This is a genomic window from Streptococcus pseudopneumoniae (assembly GCF_001068775.1).
Taxonomy (GTDB): Bacteria; Bacillota; Bacilli; order Lactobacillales; family Streptococcaceae; genus Streptococcus; species Streptococcus pseudopneumoniae_N.
This window is the reverse complement of the sequence record NZ_JWAJ01000130.1, coordinates 1-17,487: the sequence shown is the minus strand read 5'-3', so window position 1 is coordinate 17,487 and position 17,487 is coordinate 1. Positions and strand designations below refer to the sequence as shown.

Annotated in this window: 13 protein-coding genes and 2 pseudogenes; 13 read left to right on the top strand and 2 right to left on the bottom strand. The window is 41.0% G+C overall.

Translation table 11 applies throughout. The features are described from left to right. Positions 1-13: 13 nt before the first annotated feature. The 4 genes and pseudogenes from tnpA to ADF68_RS10645 all read left to right on the top strand — a co-directional run. A pseudogene (tnpA, locus tag ADF68_RS07930) lies at positions 14-472 on the top strand (IS200/IS605 family transposase). A gap of 412 nt (positions 473-884) precedes the next feature. Then, a complete protein-coding gene (locus ADF68_RS07925; protein WP_049549343.1) occupies positions 885-1,571 on the top strand; it encodes a hypothetical protein in 687 nt (228 codons plus the stop codon). A gap of 90 nt (positions 1,572-1,661) precedes the next feature. After that, positions 1,662-4,292: a CAP domain-containing protein gene (locus tag ADF68_RS07920; protein WP_049549342.1), complete on the top strand. Its 2,631-nt coding sequence runs from the start codon at positions 1,662-1,664 to the stop codon at positions 4,290-4,292. A 156-nt stretch (positions 4,293-4,448) separates the two neighbouring features. Continuing rightward, positions 4,449-4,670: pseudogene (locus ADF68_RS10645) on the top strand (hypothetical protein); the annotation flags it as partial. Positions 4,671-4,917: 247 nt separating this feature from the next. Here the strand turns inward: ADF68_RS10645 and dusB are convergent. Together dusB and hslO are read right to left on the bottom strand one after the other, a co-directional pair. Beyond that, positions 4,918-5,898, bottom strand: coding sequence for a tRNA dihydrouridine synthase DusB (gene dusB / locus ADF68_RS07915; RefSeq protein ID WP_049549341.1), 981 nt, complete (start codon positions 5,896-5,898; stop codon positions 4,918-4,920). After that, positions 5,885-6,757, bottom strand: a complete 873-nt coding sequence (hslO, locus tag ADF68_RS07910) for an Hsp33 family molecular chaperone HslO (protein ID WP_049549340.1) — start codon at positions 6,755-6,757, stop codon at positions 5,885-5,887. Before hslO ends, dusB begins: the two co-directional genes overlap by 14 nt. Positions 6,758-6,921: 164 nt before the next feature. On the opposite strand from hslO, the gene ADF68_RS07905 reads away from it, so the two are divergent. From ADF68_RS07905 to dltD, 9 genes are all read left to right on the top strand, one after another. Continuing rightward, a complete protein-coding gene (locus ADF68_RS07905) occupies positions 6,922-8,349 on the top strand; it encodes a helix-turn-helix domain-containing protein (RefSeq protein WP_049549339.1) in 1,428 nt (475 codons plus the stop codon). A 159-nt stretch (positions 8,350-8,508) separates the two neighbouring features. Continuing rightward, entirely contained in the window at positions 8,509-10,017 is a 1,509-nt protein-coding gene (gene glpK / locus ADF68_RS07900) for a glycerol kinase GlpK (protein WP_049549338.1), read from the top strand. A 40-nt stretch (positions 10,018-10,057) separates the two neighbouring features. Then, a complete protein-coding gene (gene glpO / locus ADF68_RS07895) occupies positions 10,058-11,884 on the top strand; it encodes a type 1 glycerol-3-phosphate oxidase (RefSeq protein ID WP_049549337.1) in 1,827 nt (608 codons plus the stop codon). Between the two features lie 70 nt (positions 11,885-11,954). Further along, complete coding sequence (locus ADF68_RS07890; RefSeq protein ID WP_049549336.1) at positions 11,955-12,659, top strand: MIP/aquaporin family protein; 705 nt, start codon at positions 11,955-11,957, stop codon at positions 12,657-12,659. Positions 12,660-12,885: 226 nt separating this feature from the next. Beyond that, complete coding sequence (locus tag ADF68_RS07885; protein WP_000375187.1) at positions 12,886-13,017, top strand: teichoic acid D-Ala incorporation-associated protein DltX; 132 nt, start codon at positions 12,886-12,888, stop codon at positions 13,015-13,017. 20 nt (positions 13,018-13,037) lie between these two features. After that, positions 13,038-14,588, top strand: coding sequence for a D-alanine--poly(phosphoribitol) ligase subunit DltA (dltA, locus tag ADF68_RS07880; RefSeq protein WP_049549335.1), 1,551 nt, complete (start codon positions 13,038-13,040; stop codon positions 14,586-14,588). Next, complete coding sequence (gene dltB / locus ADF68_RS07875) at positions 14,585-15,829, top strand: D-alanyl-lipoteichoic acid biosynthesis protein DltB (protein ID WP_049549334.1); 1,245 nt, start codon at positions 14,585-14,587, stop codon at positions 15,827-15,829. Before dltA ends, dltB begins: the two co-directional genes overlap by 4 nt. A gap of 13 nt (positions 15,830-15,842) precedes the next feature. Continuing rightward, positions 15,843-16,082, top strand: coding sequence for a D-alanine--poly(phosphoribitol) ligase subunit DltC (dltC, locus tag ADF68_RS07870; protein ID WP_049549333.1), 240 nt, complete (start codon positions 15,843-15,845; stop codon positions 16,080-16,082). Continuing rightward, positions 16,075-17,343 carry a D-alanyl-lipoteichoic acid biosynthesis protein DltD gene (gene dltD, locus ADF68_RS07865; protein ID WP_049549332.1) on the top strand — a complete coding sequence of 423 codons (1,269 nt, stop codon included), beginning with the start codon at positions 16,075-16,077 and terminating at the stop codon, positions 17,341-17,343. Before dltC ends, dltD begins: the two co-directional genes overlap by 8 nt. Positions 17,344-17,487: the final 144 nt, after the last annotated feature.

Sequence of the window (17,487 nt, the reverse complement as noted above, 5' to 3'; positions counted from 1 at the left end):
AAAGGAGAAAACCATGGCACAAAAGTCTCATAGTTTATCACACACAAAGTGGATGTGTTCCATCACATTGTGTTCACCCCTAAGTATAGACGAAAAATCATCTATAATCAATATCGAAGTAGTTTAGGCGAAATATTTCATCGCTTGTGTAGTTATGAAGGTATTGAAATTATCGACGGACACTTGATGCGTGATTATGTACATATGTTGGTAAGTATTCCACCAAGGATAATTCATGGGTTATTTAAAAGGCAAAAGTGCACTCATGATGTTTGATAAACACGCCAACCTCAAGTATAAGTTTGGAAATCGGTATTTCTGGGCGGAAGGTTATTATGTGAGTACAGTAGGGCTCAATGAAGCCACAATTAAGAAATATATTCAAGATTAAAGAAATTATCCAGTGGATGATTTCTTCACGAGTATGAAAATTTGAGAGCGAGTAAAGCATGATATAGCACTAGATAAATGAAGTGTGAAAGAATATGAGGATCTCTTTAGGGATAGTGGTAAGTAATACTCACGCCTCTTTAAGAGGCAAGTGACGAGTCAGCTTGAACAAGGTGAAAGCCAGCATCTTTAGGCGCTGGCTGGTAATTTGGACTTATAGCGTTCTGGTGCAAACTACCCGTTTGACGGGTGGTTATGATTTTAAACAATAATTTTTAAATGAACCTATTTTTTTGCTCAGTTTTGAGTGTTGTGACACACTAGATATCAATCTTTTTCAGATAACAAAAATCTAGATAGATGGCAATAAAATATTTTATTAAAATTAATAGAAATCCCTTGACAAAGCCATTTCGGGGGGGGGTATAATAGATAGTTGTATAATAAATATACTCAAAAATCGGATTATGGCCATAGGGAGACTTTAAACCAATATGAATAGATATAATAGGGAACAATTGCTTTATATGTTTGGGTATTGTTTTCAAGTTTTAAAAACAGTATCGGATTTGGACAAGGCCATTTCGGCTGAGCAAAATAAAGCCTATGATAGTATTATGGGTAAATATTATAAAATTAAAAAAGTATTTAACATAATTATTATTAGTTTTATTTTAATAGTAAATATATGGGGAGCTATTACAAATACCTACCCTATAACTTCGTTAATTATTATACAAGTACCTGTAACTTATGGATTGTTTCAATTGCTGTTTTTTCCTATTTTTGCTATTGTAAAAGCATTTTATAATCATTCTGCCAAGAAGGAATTTTCAAATGCTTATGATAATGATGCTTCTAACAAATATCGCCAAAAAGGTGTAGAACTGTTGAGAGATAAGCAGTTCCTTGATTATAAAGAAGAAATTCCAGAAGATTATTTTAATATGGATGACCTATATCTCTTATATAGTTATCTAGAAACTTATAGAGCTGATAACTTTAAAGAAGCAGCTAATTTACTGGCGGAAGAAAAACACCGTGAAAGAGTGGAATACAATCAAGAAGTGATGCAAAGTAGTTTAGCTACTATCCAAGATAATGTTCGCTATCAATCTGTAATTCAGACAATTCAATTATTAGAGACAAGGACTCATCATAGGATTATAGAAAACAGATAATGAGAGAATTATAATACCGAACTTTGTTCCTCTTAGGAGAACAGGCTATAATTTTGAAAATGAATCATGAATTTTATATTAGGAGAATATATGCAAAAGAAAGATATTTTATTAGGTGCTGGTTTAACTTCTGTTCTTGTCGGTGCTGGTGTTGTTAATACAACTGTTCAAGCAGACGAGCTTTCACAACCTACCACATCAACAACCATACAAAAAACAGCAGTGACAGGTCAAGATTTGAGTAGGGCTCAAGAGGTTGCTAAAGCCGCGCAAGCAACCGTCGACCAAAAGAGTGCAGATGTACAAGCTGCGGAAGACCAACAGTCAACCGCTGAAAAAGCTGTAGCGGATATCAAAGAAGACATCAAGACGGCGCAAAAAGCAGCTACAATTGTTGAAGAGCAAAATAAGGTTATTGGCACCAAAAATGAACAAAAATCAGAACTCAATGCTGAACTTTCAGACGCAAAAACTGCTGAGCAAACTGCAAAAGGTGAAGTTGTGAATGCCAAACAAGCTCATGACGACGCTGCAAAAGCTGTCACAGCTGCTGAGAAAACTGTCGAAGACAAGAAAGCTGTTTTGAATCAAGCAACCGCAACAACTAGTCAAGACCCTAAACAAATCCAAACCGAATTGGATGACGTTACTAGTCAATTAACTGCAAAATCTGCACAAATTGCTGCTACAAGTAGTCGTATTGACGCGAAGCAACAAGAAGTGGATAACTACAAACCAGTTATCAAAACGATTGACTTGAACCCATCTGAGCGTAATGCGGTAGCGCATGACAATCTTATGGATTACGAGCATAACCGCAACAATGCACCAAAAGATGCATCAGGTAACCCGACAATGGAACCTGTAAACTTCCAAGGTGTTAAAATTGTTGAAATCGAAGCGACTCAAGATATGTTGGATTTCCAAAAAGCACTCGAAGACTACCGTAACGCACCATATGATGTTGTAAATCATACATTCAAGAAACAACCAGTGTTCCGCTATAAAGTGGATAACCGCGGATTGTCTCAGGCATTTGTTAAATTGCTTAATGAATTACGTGAGGCGAATGGTGTCGCAGGTAATATGCAAGTGGATGACGCATACTTAGATTATGCTCAACAACGCGCTAATGAAATGCAACGTAATGACAAGTTGAGTCACAAAACAGCATTGACTGCACCAGGTAACAAGAATGAAAAAGGTCTTGAAAATATCGTCAATGGTTTCGGGGAATTTGTGTCGTCTGAAGATGGATACATCAATTTCAACCGCATTGTGACTAACGAAACATTGGCATATGATATGTTGCTCACATGGTATGATGATTATCGTAATGTATCGGGTGCCAATCATGGTCACCGTCGAGCACTTTTAATACCAATGGGTGGAAAAATGGGTCTGGCCCTTGCCAACATTGTGGGTTCAAATGGTACATCTCGTTATGCGGCATTTGAAAATAACGCTCATACTGGCAGTACCTATTCAACAGACGAAGACGGAACAACCTACCTTGAAGAAGAAAGTGAATCTACTAAGAAGTATTGGGATAATATCAACAACTTCAAGGATGATGCGCTTAACCCGACATTCTACGGTCGCAAAATGAAATTCATCGCAGACCACCATTTTGTATTTGTAACTCACAAACAAGAAGGTGATAATAGCGAACTCGTAAGCGCCTTGAATGATTTGAAGGCTCTTAAGGCTCGTCAAGAAGGTGAACGCAATGCCCTTGTCACACGTCAAACAGCGTTGAGTAATCAATTGGCAGCGGCTACACGTAGTCAAGAACAACGTGCTGCAGCTATTGCCAACGCAACAACTGAGTTGAACGAGGCGACTGCAACTCTCGCAACTGCCAAGTTAGCTGCTCAAGCAACTGAAGTAACTCTTGAAGAAAAGAACGTTGCAGCTGACCGTGCTACAAATTACGTCAAACATTTGACTGGACGCGTAGCGGCTGTCCAAGGTGAAATCAATAAAGCAACTGAGGCTCGTGATAAGGCAGCTCGCCTGCAAGGCCAATTGGGTGACTTGAATGCTAAATTGGCTAAGGCTGAAGAAGATAAAGCAGCTGCCTACAAACGTGTGGCGGACGCAAAAGTTGCGCTTACACAAGCCCAAAAAGCACTTTCTGACGCTAAATCTAATGTTCAACGTTTGACTGATATTCTTGCAATTGACAAAGCTCTTGCAGTTTATCAAGACACAACAGGTGTAGTTTCTGCAGTTACGCGTGAAACACCAAGTGTTGAAGAACTTCCAGCTTTTGATTTGAATGCCGAATTGAACGGTTACAAAGTGACTCAAAATGAAGATGGAATTGGTGCTACAACAGTTGACGCACCAACTGTGACACCAACAGAACTTCCATCTTTTGACCTAAACGGTGAATTGAATGGTTACAAAGTGACCCAAAATGAAGATGGAATTGGTGCCACAACAGTTGACACACCAACTGTAACACTGACAGAACTTCCAGCTTTTGATTTGAATGCCGAATTGAATGGTTATAAGACAAGTCCAAAACATGCTGGTGCTAGACCGAATGACACGCCATCTCAAACATTATCTACGTTTAGTAGAAAAGATGCGACTAAACAGGAGTTACCAAATACTGGTAGTTATTCTCGAGTGGAACGTCAGATAGCTCTCGGTGGATATACTATTTTGGGATTAATTTTAGGATTTACAATTCAACGTAAACGTGAACGCTAAAAGGGATAAAATTTGTCATTTTTATAAGGTTGTTTTACGAGCCTTGGACAAAATAGTTCTCAACCACAAAAAAGCTAGAGATTTCCAATTGCGGAACTCTAGCTTTTTAATTGTGATTATTAGTCCGTCTCGCTCCGTGAGGTGCGCGTCGAAGGTTATAAGTTTGGGAATCGGCATTTCTGAGCAGAAGGTTATTATGTGAGTACGGTTGGACTCAATGAAGCCACAATTAGGAAATATATTCAAGATTAAAGAAATTATACAGTGGATGATTTCTTCACGAGTATGAAAATTTGAGAACGAGTAAAGTATGATATAGCACTAGATAAATTAAGTGTGAAAGAATATGAGGGTCCTTTTAGGGATAGTGGTAAGTAATACTCACGCCTCTTTAAGAGGCAAGTGACGAGTCAAGAGCAATRAGGCTTGAACAASGTGAAAGCCAGCGTCTTTAGGCGCTGGCTGGTAATTTGGGCTTATAGCCCTGGTGCAAACCACCTGTTAGACGGTGGGATTGGATTGTTACCTTGAACGGTATATGTTGAAATGCTGCATGCAGAACGACAGGTACGGTGGTATGAGAGGGACTAGGAATCACTCCTTGCTTGAAAGGTAGTATAGAAGTTTAAGCCTTATCTAATTGCAATAGAGCTACAATCTCGGCTAGTGTGCTTGCTTGTGAGATCGCTCCACGAAGTTTAGCTGCACCTGATGTTCCACGGAGGTAGTGAGGAGCTAGTCCACGGAATTCACGGACCGCAACCTTTTCTCCCTTGAGGTTAATCAAGCGTTTCAAGTGCTCGTAGGCGATGTTCATCTTATCTTCAAAGGTTAAATCAGGAAGGATTTCTCCAGTTTCAAAGTAGTGATTGATTTGATTGAAGAGGTAAGGATTCCCCATAGCTGCGCGTCCAATCATAACGGCATCAGCACCAACTTCTTCGATGCGTTGCTTGGCTTCTTGGACCGTACGGATATCGCCGTTGGCGATGAATGGAATTTTTGTTAGAGCTTGTGCAACCTTGTGAAGAGTCTCAAGGTCTGCGTGACCAGTGTACATTTGTTCACGGGTACGGCCATGCATGGCGAGGGCAGAGACACCTGCTGCTTCAGCAGCGAGGGCATTTTCAACTGCCAGAGATGGGTCAGCCCATCCAGTACGCATTTTGACAGTAAGGGGGATATCAAGTACAGATTGGACCTTGTTGATGATCGAGTAAATCTTGTCTGGATCCTTGAGCCACATAGCCCCAGCTTCGTTTTTTACGATTTTATTAACTGGGCAACCCATGTTGATATCAACGATATCGGTCTTGGTATTTTCTTGGATGAATTCTGCTGCGCGTGCTAGGCTGTCTTCATCGCTACCAAAAAGTTGGATAGAGACAGGGTTTTCGCCTTCATCGATATGAAGCATGTGAAGGGTTTTTTCATTGTTGTATTGGATTCCCTTGTCAGAGACCATTTCCATGACAACGAGTCCAGCTCCAAGCTCTTTTGCGATAGTACGAAAGGCTGAGTTGGTGACACCAGCCATAGGTGCTAAAACGGTACGATTGGGAATCTCAACATTGCCAATCATAAAAGGTGTATTAAGATTTGTCACGAATGAGTTCCTCCAGGTCGTTTTCATCAAAGTTGTAAGTAGTTTGGCAGAATTGACAAGTGATTTCTGCCCCGTGGTCTTCGTCCTTCATTTCCTGCAAGTCTGAGCTTGGCAGACTAGAAAGAACCTTCATAAAGCGCTCATGGCTACAGTCACATTGGAAACAGATTTCTTCTTCAGAAAGACGCTTGTAGGCTTCGTCACCGTAGATAGCCTTGATGAGGGCTTCGATATGGTCTTCACTTTCGAGAAGCGTTGAGATAGCTGGCATTTCTTGGATGCGTTTTTCAAAGCGAGCAATCTCTTCTTCCTTGGCTCCTGGTAAGACTTGAACTAGGAAACCACCTGCAACCTTGACCTTGTCTTCCTCGTCCAAAAGGACATTGAGGCCGACTGCTGAAGGCGTTTGTTGGCTTTCAGTCAGGTAAAAGGCAAGGTCTTCACCAATTTCTCCAGAGATGAGGGGAGTCATAGAGTTGTAAGGATTTCCAGTACCATAGTCTGTGATAACGAGGAATTGACCATTTCCAACAAAAGGTCCGACTAGGACTTCACCAGTTGCAGTCTTTTTGATGTCAACACCAGGATTTTGAATATAGCCTTTGACATTCCCCTTGGTATCAGCGACGGTGATGATAGCACCTAGAGAGCTAGATCCCAGCACCTTAACTGTTAGTTTAGTATTTCCTTTTTCATTGGCTGCGAGAATCTGGCTAGCGATAAGAGTTCGACCAAGCGCTACAGTTGAGCTAGCTTGGGTTTGGTGTTTTTCTTGAGCAGTGCGGACTGTTTCTGTGCTGTCAAGGACAAAAGCACGAAAGGCTCCGCTTTCTGATATAGTTTTAATAATTTTATCCATAGCTACTATTTTAGCATAAAAATGCCCAAAGGGGGAGCCGTGTGTTTGTTGATTTTTAGGATAATGGACTAGGAAATCAGCAGGAAAATAAAAAGAGAAACAGATTATTTCAGCATTTGTAAGATTTATGCTATGCTTAATGTAGAAAATGAAAGGGGTAACAAATGTATTTAGGAGATTTGATGGAAAAGGCCGAATCTGGCCAATTTTCAATCCTTTCCTTTCTATTACAAGAGTCTCAGACGACTGTCAAGGCTGTAATGGAGGAAACAGGATTTTCAAAAGCAACTCTAACCAAATATGTCACCCTTCTTAATGAAAAGGCTTTGGATAGTGGCTTAGAGCTGAACATCTCCTTAGAAGATGAAAATCTGCGCCTGTCGATCGGTGCAGCTACCAAGGGGAGAGATATTCGGAGCTTGTTTTTGGAGAATGCTGTTAAATACCAGATTTTGGTCTATCTCCTCTACCACCAACAGTTTTTAGCCCATCAGCTGGCTCAAGAATTGATGATTAGTGAGGCTACGCTTGGTCGTCACTTAGCTAGCTTAAATCAGATTTTGTCAGAATTTGATTTATCCATCCAAAATGGACGTTGGCGAGGTCCAGAGCATCAGATTCGTTACTTTTATTTTTGTCTTTTTCGCAAGGTTTGGTCCAGTCAGGAGTGGGAAGGTCACATGCAGAAACCAGAGAGAAAGCAGGAAATTACTACACTAGAAGAAATCTGCGGTGCGAGTTTGTCTTCGGGGCAGAAATTGGACTTGGTTCTCTGGTCTCATATCAGTCAACAGCGTCTTCGGGTCAATGCCTGTCAGTTTCAAGTTATAGAAGAGAAAATGCAAGGGTATTTTGACAATATTTTCTACCTTCGTTTGCTGAGAAAGGTTCCGTCCTTTTTTGCTGGGCAACATATCCCTCTAGGAACTGAGGATGGTGAGATGATGATATTCTTCTCTTTTCTCCTATCTCATCGCATTCTTCCTCTTCATACTATGGAGTATATTCTTGGTTTTGGAGGGCAATTAGTAGGTTTACTGACGCAATTGATTCAAGAAATGAAGAAAGAGGAGTTGCTGGGTGATTATACAGAGGACCATGTCACCTATGAACTTAGTCAGCTTTGTGCTCAAGTCTACCTATACAAGGGCTATATTTTACAGGATCGCTACAAGTACCAGTTAGAGAATCGCCATCCTTATTTGCTGATGGAACATGATTTTAGGGGAACGGCAGAGGAGATTTTTTATGCTCTACCTGCCTTTCGGCAGGGGACGGATTTGGATAAGAAAATTCTCTGGGAATGGCTCCAGTTAATCGAATATATGGCTGAAAATGGTGGCCAGCATATGCGGATTGGCCTGGATTTGACATCTGGTTTTCTTGTCTTTTCAAGGATGGCAGCCATTTTGAAACGGTATTTGGAATACAATCGTTTTATTACTATTGAAGCCTATGACCGAACTCGGCATTATGATTTGCTGGTTACAAATAACCCGATTCATAAGAAGGAACAGACTCCAGTTTATTATTTAAAAAACGACTTGGATATGGAGGATTTGGCAGGGATTCGTCAGTTATTGTTCACTTAAAAGGCTTGGTTGTTCCAGGTCTTTTTTGTGAAATTCGCACAATCTCCTCATATTTTTTTAAAAATTAAAAAAAGTTGATGAACAAGAAAGCGCTTTATTTTGTATACTAGTAAGTGTAAAGAGGAAACATCCTCAAGATCTTTATCAGGAGGACAGCATATGTCACAAGAAAAATACATCATGGCCATTGACCAGGGAACTACAAGTTCTCGTGCCATTATTTTCAACAAAAAAGGAGAAAAAGTTAGCTCGAGTCAAAAGGAGTTCACTCAGATTTTTCCTCAGGCAGGTTGGGTTGAGCATAATGCCAATGAAATTTGGAATTCCGTCCAGTCTGTTATTGCTGGAGCTTTCATCGAAAGTGGTGTCAAGCCAAATCAAATCGAAGCAATCGGGATTACCAACCAGCGTGAAACAACTGTTGTCTGGGATAAGAAAACAGGGCTCCCTATCTACAACGCTATCGTTTGGCAATCACGCCAGACAGCCCCTTTGGCTGAGCAACTAAAAAGTCAAGGTTATGTGGAAAAATTCCATGAAAAGACTGGTTTGATCATTGATGCTTACTTCTCTGCTACCAAGGTTCGTTGGATTTTGGACCATGTAGAGGGCGCTCAAGAGCGAGCAGAAAAAGGAGAATTGCTCTTTGGTACCATTGATACTTGGCTGGTTTGGAAATTGACTGACGGTGCGGCTCACGTGACTGACTACTCAAATGCAGCTCGTACCATGCTTTATAACATTAAAGAACTCAATTGGGATGATGAGATTTTGGAAATTCTCAACATTCCTAAGGCTATGCTGCCAGAAGTTCGTTCTAACTCTGAAATTTACGGTAAGACAGCGCCATTCCATTTCTATGGTGGACAAGTGCCAATCTCAGGTATGGCTGGGGACCAACAGGCGGCCCTCTTTGGACAGTTGGCCTTTGAACCTGGTATGGTTAAAAATACTTATGGAACAGGCTCTTTCATCATTATGAATACTGGTGAAGAGATGCAGTTGTCTGAAAACAATCTTTTGACAACCATTGGTTACGGAATTAACGGCAAGGTTTACTATGCCTTGGAAGGTTCTATCTTCATCGCAGGAAGTGCTATTCAGTGGCTTCGTGACGGTCTTCGCATGGTCGAAAATTCACCAGAATCTGAAAAATACGCTCGTGATTCTCACAACAACGATGAAGTCTATGTCGTACCAGCCTTTACAGGTCTAGGTGCTCCATACTGGAACCAAAACGCTCGCGGTTCTGTCTTTGGTTTGACTCGTGGAACAAGCAAAGAAGACTTTATCAAGGCAACCTTGCAATCTATCGCTTATCAAGTACGTGATATCATCGATACGATGCAAGTGGATGCTCAGACAGCTATCCAAGTCTTGAAAGTAGACGGTGGTGCAGCTATGAACAACTTCCTCATGCAGTTCCAAGCTGACATCTTGGGAATCGACATCGCACGCGCCAAAAACTTGGAAACAACTGCTCTAGGAGCAGCCTTCCTAGCTGGTTTGGCAGTTGGTTACTGGAAAGACTTGGATGAGTTGAAGCTCTTGAACGAGACAGGAGAACTCTTTGAGCCATCTATGAACGAATCGCGCAAGGAACAACTCTACAAGGGCTGGAAGAAGGCTGTGAAAGCAACTCAAGTCTTTGCGGAAATCGATGACTAATACTGGAAGAATAAAGCGACTAGTTAGAAAGTGTGTAAATATGGAATTTTCAAAGAAAACACGTGAATTATCAATTAAAAAAATGCAGGAACGTACCCTGGACCTCTTGATTATCGGTGGAGGAATCACAGGGGCTGGTGTAGCCTTGCAGGCGGCAGCTAGTGGTCTAGATACTGGTTTGATTGAAATGCAAGACTTTGCAGAAGGAACATCTAGCCGTTCAACAAAATTGGTTCACGGAGGTCTTCGTTACCTCAAGCAATTTGACGTAGAAGTAGTATCAGATACGGTTTCAGAACGTGCAGTGGTACAACAAATTGCTCCACACATTCCAAAACCAGATCCAATGCTCTTGCCAGTTTACGATGAGGATGGAGCGACCTTTAGCCTCTTCCGTCTCAAAGTAGCCATGGACTTGTATGACCTTTTAGCAGGGGTTAATAACACGCCAGCTGCCAACAAGGTCTTGAGTAAGGAAGAAGTCTTGGAACGCCAGCCAAACTTGAAGAAAGAAGGTTTGGTAGGAGGTGGAGTTTATCTTGACTTCCGTAACAACGATGCGCGTCTCGTGATCGAAAACATCAAACGTGCCAACCAAGATGGTGCCCTCATTGCCAACCACGTGAAGGCAGAAGGCTTCCTCTTTGACGAAAGTGGCAAGATTACAGGTGTTGTAGCTCGTGATTTGTTGACAGACCAAGTCTTTGAAATCAAGGCCCGTCTGGTGATTAACACAACAGGTCCTTGGAGCGACAAGGTACGTAATTTGTCTAATAAGGGAACACAATTCTCACAAATGCGTCCAACTAAGGGAGTTCACTTGGTAGTGGATTCAAGCAAGATCAAGGTGTCACAGCCAGTTTACTTTGACACAGGTTTGGGTGACGGTCGTATGGTCTTTGTTCTCCCACGTGAAAACAAGACTTACTTTGGTACAACTGATACAGACTACACAGGTGATTTGGAACATCCAAAAGTAACTCAAGAAGATGTAGATTACCTACTTGGCATTGTCAACAACCGTTTCCCAGAAGCCAACATCACCATTGATGATATCGAAAGTAGCTGGGCAGGTCTTCGTCCATTGATCGCAGGCAATAGCGCTTCTGACTACAATGGAGGAAATAACGGAACTATTAGCGATGAAAGCTTCAATAGCTTGATTGCGACTGTCGAAGCTTATCTATCGAAAGAAAAAACGCGTGAAGATGTTGAATCTGCTGTCAGCAAGCTTGAAAGTAGCACATCTGAGAAGCATTTGGATCCATCTGCAGTTTCTCGTGGTTCTAGCTTGGACCGTGATGACAATGGCCTTTTGACCCTTGCTGGTGGTAAAATCACAGACTACCGTAAGATGGCTGAAGGAGCTATGGAGCGCGTGGTTAATATCCTTAAAGCAGAATTTGACCGCAGCTTTAAACTCATCAACTCTAAGACATATCCTGTTTCAGGTGGAGAATTGAACCCAGCAAATGTGGACTCAGAAATCGAAGCCTTTGCGCAACTTGGAGTGTCACGTGGTTTGGATAGTAAGGAAGCCCACTATCTCGCAAATCTCTATGGTTCAAATGCACCGAAAGTCTTTGCCCTTGCTCACAGCTTGGAACAAGCGCCAGGACTCAGCTTGGCTGATACTTTGTCCCTTCACTATGCAATGCGCAATGAGTTGGCTCTTAGCCCAGTTGACTTCCTTCTTCGTCGTACCAACCATATGCTCTTTATGCGTGATAGTTTGGATAGCATCGTTGAGCCAGTTTTGGATGAAATGGGACGATTCTATGAATGGACAGAAGATGAAAAAGCAGCTTACCGCGCTGATGTCGAATCAGCTCTTGCTAACAACGATTTAGCAGAATTAAAAAATTAAGAAAAAATAAAAGAGGTGGCGGGCAGGACTCCTAGTCTACCCTCTCCTCCTTTTTAATGGAGACAGAAAGATGATGAATGAATTATTTGGAGAATTTCTAGGGACTTTAATCCTAATTCTTCTAGGAAATGGTGTTGTAGCAGGTGTGGTTCTTCCTAAAACCAAGAGCAACAATGCAGGTTGGATTGTGATTACTATGGGTTGGGGGATTGCAGTTGCGGTTGCAGTATTTGTATCTGGCAAGCTCAGTCCAGCTCATTTAAACCCAGCTGTGACCATTGGTGTAGCTTTAAAAGGTGGTTTGCCTTGGGCTTCCGTTTTCCCTTATATCCTAGCTCAGTTTGCAGGGGCTATGCTGGGTCAGATTTTGGTTTGGTTGCAATTCAAACCGCATTATGAGGCAGAAGAAAATGCAGGAAATATTTTGGCTACTTTCAGCACTGGTCCAGCTATTAAGGATACTGTATCAAACTTGATTAGCGAAATCCTTGGAACTTTTGTATTGGTCTTGACAATCTTTGCTTTGGGTCTTTACGATTTTCAGGCAGGTATCGGAACCTTCGCAGTGGGGACTTTGATTGTTGGTATCGGTCTATCACTAGGTGGGACAACAGGTTATGCCTTGAACCCTGCGCGTGACCTTGGACCTCGTATCATGCACAGCATCTTGCCAATTTCAAACAAGGGAGATGGAGACTGGTCTTACGCTTGGATTCCTGTTGTGGGACCTGTTATCGGTGCAGCCTTGGCCGTTCTTGTATTCTCACTTTTCTAAGATAAAAGAGCTATTTGTAACAAAGTTTGAGATTGGATTCACAAACTTTGTTGTTTTTTAAGGGCAAAACATTAATATTTGAACTTGTCTTAAAATAAGCTAAACTCAACTTCCAAAAAAGGTAAACAGTTGAAAATAGAGGGAATAAAGTGGTAAAATGGGAACAAGAAAAAATAGTAATTGTTTGTGGAAAAATTGACGGAAATTTACAGAAAAGAAATCGATCATGGATAGAAAGAAACCATTATATATTTTTTTAGGGCAAACGGTCCTGTATTTTATTGTTTTACTGGGTTTACTTTATTTCTTTAGTTATCTTGGCCAGGGTCAAGGAGGCTTTATCTATAATGAATTTTAACTTGAAGGAGAATTCCTATTGTGTCAAATAAACCAATAGTAGATATGATTGAAACCATTGAGCATTTTGCTCAGACACAACCTAGCGATCCTGTTTACAATGTTTTGGGACAGGAACACACTTATGGAGATTTGAAGGCTGATTCGGATAGTTTGGCTGCAGCTATTGATCAACTGAATTTACCAGAGAAGTCTCCTGTGGTTGTTTTTGGTGGCCAAGAATATGAAATGTTGGCAACTTTTGTAGCGCTGACTAAGTCAGGTCATGCCTACATTCCAATTGATAGCCATTCGGCTTTGGAGCGAGTTTCAGCTATTTTAGAAGTGGCAGAGCCAAGTTTGATTATTGCCATTTCAGAATTTCCATTGGAGCAGGTTTCTACACCGATGATGAATCTAGCTCAGGTTCAAGAAACCTTTGATAAAGGGGCGAGCTATGAGATGACGCATCCAGTCAAGGGAGATGATAACTACTACATCATCTTTACTTCAGGGACAACTGGTAAGCCAAAGGGAGTGCAGATTTCGCATAATAATTTGCTCAGCTTTACCAACTGGATGATTACGGACAAGGAATTTGCGACGCCAAGTCGTCCGCAAATGCTGGCTCAACCACCTTATTCATTTGACCTGTCTGTCATGTACTGGGCACCGACCTTGGCACTGGGAGGAACTCTTTTTGCCTTACCATCTGCCATCACTCAGGACTTTAAGCAACTCTTTGCGACCATCTTTTCATTGCCAATCGCTATCTGGACATCAACCCCTTCCTTTGCAGATATGGCCATGTTGTCAGAAGACTTTAATAGCGAGACAATGCCTGGAATCACGCATTTCTACTTTGATGGTGAAGAATTGACGGTTAAAACGGCTCAAAAACTACGCGAACGTTTCCCAAATGCCCGTATTATCAATGCCTACGGACCAACAGAAGCGACAGTAGCCTTGTCAGCAGTTGCTGTGACAGACGAGATGCTAGCGACTCTCAAACGCCTACCAATCGGCTATACCAAGGCTGATTCTCCAACCTTTATCATTGACGAGGAAGGCAATAAATTACCAAATGGGGAACAAGGGGAAATCATCGTATCTGGACCTGCTGTTTCAAAAGGCTATATGAATAATCCTGAAAAAACAGCTGAAGCCTTCTTTGAGTTTGAAGGTCTGCCAGCTTATCACACAGGCGATGTGGGATCTATGACAGATGAAGGTCTTCTTCTTTACGGTGGACGGATGGACTTCCAGATCAAGTTTAATGGCTATCGTATTGAACTAGAGGATGTCTCTCAAAACTTGAACAAATCCAAGTACGTTGAATCTGCTGTTGCAGTTCCACGTTACAACAAGGATCACAAGGTCCAAAATCTCTTAGCCTATGTTATCTTGAAAGATGGCATCAAAGAACAATTTGAGCGCGAAATTGATATCACGAAGGCTATCAAGGAAGACTTGGAAGATATTATGATGTCTTACATGATGCCATCTAAGTTTCTTTACAGAGAGGAATTGCCACTGACTCCAAATGGCAAGATTGATATCAAAGGATTGATTAACGAGGTGAATAATAGATGATGGATTTCCTGAAACAGCTGCCTCATATTGAGCCGTATGGGAATCCGCAGTACTTTTTGTACGTGATTACTGCTACCTTGCCCATCTTTATCGGTCTTTTTTTCAAAAAACGCTTTTCTTGGTATGAAATACTGGTTAGTCTCTTCTTTATCGTTACCATGTTGACGGGTGGCAAGACCAATCAATTAGCTGCCTTAGGAATCTATCTAATTTGGCAAATGGTACTGGTTCTTTTTTACAAGCATTATCGAAAAAATAAGGATGGCAAGTGGGTTTTCTACTTAGTTAGTTTTCTGTCCCTACTTCCGATTATCTTTGTCAAGGTGCAACCAGCTATCAATGGAACGCAGTCTTTGCTTGGATTTTTGGGAATTTCTTATCTGACGTTTCGTTCGGTTGGGATTATAATCGAGCTGAGAGATGGAGTGATTAAGGATTTCGCACTCTGGGAATTCCTTCGTTTCCTTCTCTTCATGCCGACTTTTTCAAGTGGTCCTATTGATCGTTTCAAACGTTTTAATGAAAATTATCAGACAATTCCAGAGCGCGATGAGTTGATGGATATGCTAGCCGAGTCCGTTCGGTATATCATGTGGGGATTTCTGTATAAATTTATCCTAGCTCATATTTTAGGCGAGATTTTATTGCCACCGCTAAAGAATTTAGCTTTACAAACAGGTGGCTTCTTTAACTACTATGTAGTTGCAGTCATGTACACATTTGGTCTGGAGCTCTTCTTTGACTTTGCGGGTTACTCTATGTTTGCTATAGCTATTTCAAATCTGATGGGAATTCGTAGTCCGATTAACTTCAACAAACCTTTCTTGTCAAGAGATTTGAAAGAGTTTTGGAATCGCTGGCACATGAGTTTATCCTTCTGGTTTCGTGACTTTGTCTTTATGCGCATGGTCATGGTGATGACGAGAAAGAAGCTTTTTAAGAATCGAAATGTGACTTCAAGTGTCGCCTATATCCTGAACATGCTCCTTATGGGGTTCTGGCATGGGATAACTTGGTTTTACATTGTCTATGGACTCTTTCATGGGCTAGGTTTAGTGATTAATGATGCTTGGGTTCGAAAGAAAAAAACGCTCAATAAAGAACGTAAGAAAGCAGGGCAAGCTCCCTTGCCTGAGAATCGCTGGGTTCAGTTGCTTGGCATGGTTATAACCTTCCATGTCGTAATGATTTCATTCTTAATCTTCTCTGGATTTTTGAATGATTTATGGTTTAAAAAATAAAAGGAATTAAAAAATGGATATCAAATCAGAAGTTATTGAAATTATTGATGAATTGTTTATGGAAGATGTTTCTGACATGATGGATGATGATCTTTTTGATGCGGGTGTCTTGGACAGTATGGGAACAGTTGAATTAATCGTGGAAATCGAAAATCACTTTGATATTCGTGTCCCAGTTACAGAATTTGGTCGTGATGACTGGAATACAGCTAATAAAATCATAGCAGGAATTACGGAGTTAAAGAATGCTTAAGCGTTTGTGGTTAATCTTTGGCCCTTTGCTTCTTGCTAGTTTTCTTGTCTTCTTACTGATCTTTTTTTATCCAAACAACCCAAGTCATAATTTGACTGAAGAAAAATATTCTGCAGCAGCGATTAGTTCGGAGAGCTTTAAAGAGAGAAGCCAAAAAGTGAGAGCCTTTACGGAACCCAATATGCGCTTTATTCCTTTTTTGGGCTCAAGTGAGTGGATTCGTTTTGATAGCATGCATCCTGCGGTCTTGGCGGAGAAGTATAGTCGCCCCTACCGGCCCTACTTTTTAGGACAAGCAGGAGCAGCCTCTCTTAATCAGTATTTCGGTCTGCAGCAAATCTTACCAGAAATCGAGGAAAAACAGGCGGTATTTGTCATTTCGCCTCAGTGGTTTACAGAGGAGGACTATGAGCCAGCATTCTTCCAAAACTACTTTAACAACGATCAGTTGACAGCCTTTCTAGAAAATCAATCGGGAGATATAGCAGCCAAACATGCAGCTAAACGTCTCTTAAAGCAAAATCCTGGAGTCTCTATGAAGGGGATCGTTGAGAAGCTGTCAAAGGGTGAGGAATTATCAGAAATCGACCATGCTATTATCAAGGCTTTTGCGCGTTTTAATGAGCGTCAGGCCTCTCTATTTGGGCAATTTTCCATTCGAGGAAAACTCAAGTACAAGGAACACGTGGAGAACTATTTAAAAGATCTTCCGGATCAATTTTCTTATGAAGAGTTAGAAAAAATTGCTCGAAAGGATGCAGAAGCCAATACCAGTAACAATGATATGGGAATTGAAAATCAATTTTATAAGACCCAGGTGAAAGACTACCTCGAGAAATATAAGGGCTATCAAAAGAATTATAATTTCCTCAAGTCCTCTGAGTACAATGATTTGCAGTTGGTCCTTAATCAATTTGCCAAATCAAAGGTCAATGTGCTCTTTGTTATTCAGCCTGTCAATAAAAAATGGATGGCCCATACAGAGCTCAGCGAGGAAATGTATCAACATGCTGTGGAAAAAATTCGTTACCAGTTAGAAAGTCAAGGTTTCACCAACATTGCTGACTTTTCAAAAAACGGAGGAGATCCCTACTTTGTTAAGGATACGATTCATATTGGTTGGTTGGGCTGGTTGGCGTTTGATAAGGTTGTAAATCCTTTTTTGAGCAATCCAACAACAGCTCCTGATTACCAAATGAATGACCGTTTCTTTAGCCAGGATTGGGCAAATTACGATGGGAATATTAAAGATTTTCAATAATATAGAAAAGGAGTTTGAACTTTTTGTTCAGACTTTTTTTATGAAATGTCAGATAGCTTGCCCTAAAAAAGGCTAAAAGTTTTATAGTTGGTTGAATCTAGAATAGTACACTACGGATTCTAAAAGAACTTCTAGAAATTAAGT

Coding starts and splice junctions, on each gene's coding strand:
- hslO (WP_049549340.1), bottom strand. CDS start 6,757: ATGGATAAAATTATTAAAACTATATCAGAAAGCGGAGCCTTTCGTGCT.
- ADF68_RS07925 (WP_049549343.1), top strand. CDS start 885: ATGAATAGATATAATAGGGAACAATTGCTTTATATGTTTGGGTATTGT.
- ADF68_RS07920 (WP_049549342.1), top strand. CDS start 1,662: ATGCAAAAGAAAGATATTTTATTAGGTGCTGGTTTAACTTCTGTTCTT.
- dltB (WP_049549334.1), top strand. CDS start 14,585: ATGATGGATTTCCTGAAACAGCTGCCTCATATTGAGCCGTATGGGAAT.
- dltD (WP_049549332.1), top strand. CDS start 16,075: ATGCTTAAGCGTTTGTGGTTAATCTTTGGCCCTTTGCTTCTTGCTAGT.
- glpK (WP_049549338.1), top strand. CDS start 8,509: ATGTCACAAGAAAAATACATCATGGCCATTGACCAGGGAACTACAAGT.
- dltC (WP_049549333.1), top strand. CDS start 15,843: ATGGATATCAAATCAGAAGTTATTGAAATTATTGATGAATTGTTTATG.
- ADF68_RS07885 (WP_000375187.1), top strand. CDS start 12,886: ATGGATAGAAAGAAACCATTATATATTTTTTTAGGGCAAACGGTCCTG.
- ADF68_RS07890 (WP_049549336.1), top strand. CDS start 11,955: ATGATGAATGAATTATTTGGAGAATTTCTAGGGACTTTAATCCTAATT.
- ADF68_RS07905 (WP_049549339.1), top strand. CDS start 6,922: ATGTATTTAGGAGATTTGATGGAAAAGGCCGAATCTGGCCAATTTTCA.
- glpO (WP_049549337.1), top strand. CDS start 10,058: ATGGAATTTTCAAAGAAAACACGTGAATTATCAATTAAAAAAATGCAG.